General features: G+C 29.5%; 6 protein-coding genes. All 6 read left to right on the top strand.

Features of this window, described 5'->3' with window-relative positions:
* The first annotated feature begins 279 nt into the window (after nucleotides 1–279).
* Entirely contained in the window at nucleotides 280–444 is a 165-nt protein-coding gene (locus ACEW7V_RS02665; protein WP_374695768.1) for a class I tRNA ligase family protein, read from the top strand.
* Nucleotides 445–778: 334 nt separating this feature from the next.
* The gene (locus tag ACEW7V_RS02660; protein ID WP_374695355.1) at nucleotides 779–1,177 is read left to right on the top strand and encodes a hypothetical protein; all 399 of its coding nucleotides are present in this window, start codon (nucleotides 779–781) and stop codon (nucleotides 1,175–1,177) included.
* A 1,491-nt stretch (nucleotides 1,178–2,668) separates the two neighbouring features.
* A complete protein-coding gene (locus tag ACEW7V_RS02655; RefSeq protein ID WP_374695354.1) occupies nucleotides 2,669–2,797 on the top strand; it encodes a hypothetical protein in 129 nt (42 codons plus the stop codon).
* A gap of 748 nt (nucleotides 2,798–3,545) precedes the next feature.
* A complete protein-coding gene (locus ACEW7V_RS02650) occupies nucleotides 3,546–3,803 on the top strand; it encodes a hypothetical protein (RefSeq protein WP_374695767.1) in 258 nt (85 codons plus the stop codon).
* Nucleotides 3,772–4,170: a hypothetical protein gene (locus tag ACEW7V_RS02645; protein WP_374695353.1), complete on the top strand. Its 399-nt coding sequence runs from the start codon at nucleotides 3,772–3,774 to the stop codon at nucleotides 4,168–4,170. The genes ACEW7V_RS02650 and ACEW7V_RS02645 overlap by 32 nt, the downstream gene beginning before the upstream one ends.
* 373 nt (nucleotides 4,171–4,543) lie before the next feature.
* The gene (locus tag ACEW7V_RS02640; protein WP_374695352.1) at nucleotides 4,544–4,792 is read left to right on the top strand and encodes a cation-translocating P-type ATPase C-terminal domain-containing protein; all 249 of its coding nucleotides are present in this window, start codon (nucleotides 4,544–4,546) and stop codon (nucleotides 4,790–4,792) included.
* The last annotated feature ends 1,129 nt before the right edge of the window (nucleotides 4,793–5,921 follow it).

Below are 5,921 nucleotides of genomic sequence, written 5' to 3'. Positions count from 1 at the left end.
ACTACCAGAACCCATCAACCCATTCTAGATTTAAAATTAATTAGTATGTAGCTGATTTATTCAGACAACTTGTGGGAATGGATATTTGGTATGAATAGGGATGTTAAAAAACTACTTCCCTGAAAATACACTCTGTCCCCCAAAGTCCTAACAATTTGTTTACCAAAGAACTAGATATTATGGATGTTTGGTTTGACCTCAGGAACTTCTTATATTGTTTTAAAAAAACGTAATCAAGTTTTACAAAGTGATGTTTATTTGGAAGGGTTCTGATCAAATATCATTGGTTGGTTCAATTCTTCTTTAATTACTTCTGTAGCCACTCAAAATCAAGCTCCTTATAAAACTGTTATTACTCATGGTTTTGTTTTTGATGGTGAAAGGCAAAAAAAAATGTCTAAATCTTTTGGCAATGTCATTGATCCATTAACTGTTGCTGAATAAAAAGGAGCGAGATATTATTCCGTTTTATGGGTTGCAAACACTAATTATAATCTTGATGTGCTGATAATCCTTCCATTTTTAAAACAAGTAGAAGATCAACATCGCAAAATTAAACACCTTCCGTTTTATGTTAGGTAATTTAGATAATTTTAAAAAAGACACTAATTATATTCTGCCTTTGGACAAAAGAACTTTTTATCCATCAAAACAATGATGCTAGATTTTTTGAAGAAAAAACGTGCACATTCTTATGATACTTATAATTTTGAAGGTGTTTTAAGGCACATCTATTCCCCTTCATTACTAATAAAATCAGTGCTTTTTATCTCGATTTTTGCCAAAAGATATTTATACATCAAGAAAAAGAAGATCCTGGCAGATGATTCAATCAACTATATATGATTTGTTTATTATCGCTTTTACAAGTTTTAACTCCAATTATTCTCCACACTACTTCAGAAGTTTACGGCTTTTTCCTTTTGCTGTGGAAAAAAGATATTTATTTAGAAAAAATGCCACAACTCACAAAGCACGTCCAACTTCTCATCTTTTATTAGAATATCATAAATTTTTAACATTAAGAAAAAACGTTTTACAATATTTGTTGGAAAAAGCAAGACAAAGTGGGCTTATTAATTCTTCTTTGCAAGCCCATATTACGTTATCATTAACCCAAGAAGAATGCATGGCGTTGGATGTTTTACAAATTAAAGATCATCGCATCAACTTTTAGTTCCTAAAGTATACCCCAATTGGGAGATACTTTTGATGTTAAAGGCAAAGCTTCTGGCGTTGTCAAAGATGTTGAAATGTAGTAATCACCAAACCCCTTACTCCTCAGTGCACGCAAAATAAATTAAAATAAAAGAAAATAGGGTTTATTATGAAAATGGTATGGTGTATTGAAAAATTCAATAAAGAAAAAAATTCAATATGTTCAAGAATTTCAAAAATATTACTTTATTCTTATCCCATAGTATATGTTTTAGTTTCTATGTTTTCAGCTTTTTGATTGCACCAGATGGCGGATATAAAACTGATCTTTTTTCATCAAAGTTATTATTAGTGTTGGTCAGGTAAATTGTCATATAAAGTATTTAGAACCAATAATATTATAGTTATTACATTTTTTATCATATGAAGAAGTTTATTGTTTTTTATCTTCGTCGTTATTTGGGCAATATTTTACTATTACTACTGCATTTGTAGCCGTCCTTCTTTTGTTTCGTGCGTTTTTTATTGAAACCAAGTCTAATAGTTTTTAGCAGTATCATACTGACGATTTGAACACCAAAACTGAAAGCATTTTTTACATCTTTACTTGTTTTTTTCAGGTATTTTAGAATAGTATTTTTACCATATTCTGTGAATTAGTGCTTCACTGAGACCATTGCTATGCAATGGCTTATCTGTTGAGGCGAAAAAGATATCTTTGTAGTAGAAAATGTTTACGTATTTTCATGATTTTTTTGAAAGGTGGGTGTTTTTATTATTGAATATTTATAAAGAAACAGAACCAAAAGAATCCATTACAACATTTCATCAATTTTTATATCTGTTTACGTATTAAATTATTCGCCTTATTTATGGGATTGATAACTTTATTCTAAGAGAATGAAACTAAATCATAAAACAGTTTGTTTTTATTTATTTGTATGTTTATCACATATTTATTATATGCTATAAACTACCAATACATGCAAAACAAATTGAAATTTTTACTTTTTGCTTTGCACAAAATATTTTTTGTATTTATATTAAATTAAAGGAATTTTAATGAAAACATTCATTTAGTCAAAAACCCTGAACAATCGCAAGCATTGTTACAAACCAAAATCACAAAAAGGGCTAGCTTTCCCAAGAAGCCTTGCAAAAGCTTCAAATTAACGGTAAAAAAATCAACCAATCCCTTACCAAACCCACTTTTTGAAGACAATTCCAACAACAATTTAAAGATTTTTTAGAAGTTATTATCCTCTATTAGCAGCCGCCACAATTAATTTCGTGATTGGTATTTTACAATGAAACAAAGGAAGAAGAACTTTTGGGAAGGTTGTTTTATTTTGATTATTGTCCTTCTTAACGCCTTTTAAGTATTTATTACGAAACTAAAACCCAAAAAGTTTAGCTTAATGTATCAAAAAAACTTCCCTTAATGCCAAAGTAATAAGAGATAGCAAACCGCTTTTAATAATTCCTATGCAAAATTTAGTGATAGGAGATATTGTCATTTTTAGAAACTGGTGATATTATTCCAGCTGATATGATACTTTTAGAAACATTTAATTTATATGTAGATGAATCTTTGTTTACAGGAGAATCGCAAGCTGTTTTAAAAAGTGCTTGTGTTTAGAAGTCCAAAAGCTGCAGTTTCTTATTGTTAATCAAAACATGGCTTTTATGAATACTGTTATTTTAAAAGCGAAGAGCTAAGGTGGTTTTGCTTCAGAATGCAAACTGAAATTGGAAAAATTACCCAGTTTATTTTCAACCTCAACAAGAAAACAATTAATAAATAAAATACGCTAAATTAACTAAAAGTAACTTTGATATCATATTATTATTTTTCCAATGGCTTGTGGACGATTTTTAAAAACATTTACAGCTCTAACTTTAGCTCTCAAGCATTTGAAACATACTTTTTTTGATGCCATTCTTGCAGTTGCTGCTATTCTGAAAGTTTATTAATTATTATGACTTTAATTTTGGCTTTGGAATGAAAAAACTTGCTCTTAAAAGCTATTGTCAAAATTTAAAAACATACACCACCACCTAGAAACTTTGGGGGCTGTTAATGTTATTTGTACTGATAAAACAGAACTTTAACCCAAAATATTACAGACTGTTAAAAAATTATAGTTTGTAATTCTTTGGAAAAAATAAGTCCCTTTGTGTGGAAAATATTAATAGACCCAAACCCTTTAATTGAAAAATTTGCTTTTATTTGATGACTTTATGTGTGATGCTTTGATTAGTGTTGCAAACAACCAACATTAAAACTTCAAACAACCAGAAATTATTGCCGATCCCTACTGAAGCACTTCCTTTATTAATTTAGCTTTGTTTTAGCATCAATATGATGCGTTTTTACTCCAAAAGCAATATCCTCGATTGCCGAAATTGCCTTTGATTCCCAAAGCGAAATTGATGACTACTTTCATCATAAAGACGGATTTATTTATGCCATTACTAAAGGCGCTCCAGAAGTTTTGTTGCAAAAATGCAGTCAAGTTCAATATCAAGAACAAACCATTGCAAAAGATACTAAAATAATAAAAATATTAGAAAAACAAATTAGTCAATTAAGTGAGAAATCTTTGCGAGTTTTTGGGAGTTGCTTATCGTGTATTTTCTCTTGATTTAGAGACGAATCTTTTAAAGCAATCACTGATATTTTTGGACAAGATCTTATTTTTTAGGGGCAGTGGCGATGGAAGATCAATTCGAAAAGAAGTTATACGGCCCGTTTTTAAATGCAATCAAGCACGCGTCACTCCGATTATGATTACAGGGGATCATTTTAAAAACTGCTTTTGTGATTGCCAAAAATTAAATATTTTATCCCAACCTCAAGATTTAGCCATTACAGGAGATGAATTAGCTCAAATGCCAGAGGAAGAATTTTTGAAAAAATTATTGCAAATTAAAGTTTATGCAAGAACTAATCCTCATCATAAATTAAAAATTGTGAAAGCTTGGCAAAAAAAGGTTTTGTGGTGGCAATGACAGGAGATAGCATAAATGATTCTTTAAGCATTAAACAAGCCAATGTAGAATTGCTATGGGGAGGTACCCGAGTACTGATGTTTGTAAATATGGCATCAGATATGAGTTTTAACAGATGACTTGATTTGCTACTATTACGAATGCTTTGAAGAAAGGGCAAAATATTTTTAATAATAAACAAAAAAGTTTAGTTTTTTCTTTTGAGTTGTAATGTTGGTGAAATTATTTTGATTTTGCTGGGTAATTTTTTAGGAATTTTCTTTTTTGGGTGTGATTTTAAAATTTTGACTGCTTTACAAATTCTTTGGATTAATTTAGTTACGGTCATTGCCAGCAATGGCTTTGGGGAATCAGACCACAAGAAACAAATTCTATGTCGCCAAAAACTTATAATCCTAAAGGAAGTTTGCTAAATAAAAAAACTTATCAAAAAATTATTTTGGAAGGATTTTTAATTGGTCTTTTGGCTTTTGTGGCTTCTTTAATAGGATATTATAATCATGATGAAAGTGATAAAATAAGATATGCTCAAACTTTTGCTTTTATGGTTTTGGCGTTTTCACAATTGATTCATGTATGGAATTTTGCAGAGGATTTTTGCACTTCTGTTTTTAAAGATTAAAAATAAGATTTCCTTTTTGATTTAAAGCGTTTTGCCATTATTGTATTTTTGCAATTAATCATAATTTTGTCCCCTTTTTGAGATTTATTTCAATTAATTTCTTTAACAACAAAATTTTATAATCATTTTATTACTATCTTGTTATTTTGTTGTTTGTAAGAAATTAAAAAATTTGTGTTGTAAATGCCATAAATGTAGATGATATTAAAAAACAAAAAGACTCTTCTTGGAAAAGTGCATGTTGTAAATTAATTATTCGTGTTTATTTTTCTAAATATTGTAAAAAGGTTTCAGGAGTTAATTTGGGGCGTACCTGTTACTTTTTTTGAAACCTAAATTCTTGGTTGGTATAAAAAGAACCCAGTTTCTTATTTTTTGATCTAAATATTGATTTAAAGTTTCAAATTTTTTAAGAACTTGCTCTTTAATATTAGGATTCGCTTTTTGAACGATTTTTCATTATCAGCGGATGCTAAAATAGCTCCATTTAAATAGCTAGGGAAATAACCACGAAAACTTCCTTGAGGCCAGTGAATATCTTATAGCACATCCAGGAACCTACGTTGGGTGGTGTAATTCTATATATTTCTTTTCATTTTGCAATTCCAAAAAGTGAGTAAAGCATCAGGAGGAACAACTGATCAGAAATTAATAATTCTTCAATTTCAAAAACGCAAAATAACATGGAAAGGATAAAATTCACTTCACTCAGCAAATACAGACAAGAAATCGAGTTTTGCCAGATTTGGCTTGTTTAAATAAAATTTTGTGATTAATGAAGGATTGTAAAAAATTTAATTCTGTTTTCCGAAATATCTATAAGTAAGTTAAAAAATTCTTGAGATTTAGCAACTTGTTTTCCATTAATAAAAAATTTAGAAACTTATCAAAAAGAAAAGCTTCGTGGAGTGCTACTGGTTGATTTTTGTATTGTTGGGGTAAATTTTGAGCGTATAAACCGTGTCCTACTTCCGTGTATATTAGCTAAAGCTATCTAAAAAAATTGTTTGTATTATAATTAGATAGAAACTGAACATCATAAGTGAGTGCCTCCACAAAAAGGGTGGATGGATCCATCTAGGCGACCATAATTGCAATCAAACTTAAATTTCTCCCCTCGCCAAGCTAT

This window comes from Areca yellow leaf disease phytoplasma, from assembly GCF_041920595.1.
Note: the sequence above shows the minus strand (reverse complement) of the source record. Positions and strands in the feature narration are given on the sequence as shown.

Bases quoted from the DNA above. Each gene is read 5' to 3' on its own strand.
- ACEW7V_RS02640 (WP_374695352.1), top strand. From the start codon at position 4,544: ATGTCGCCAAAAACTTATAATCCTAAAGGAAGTTTGCTAAATAAAAAA.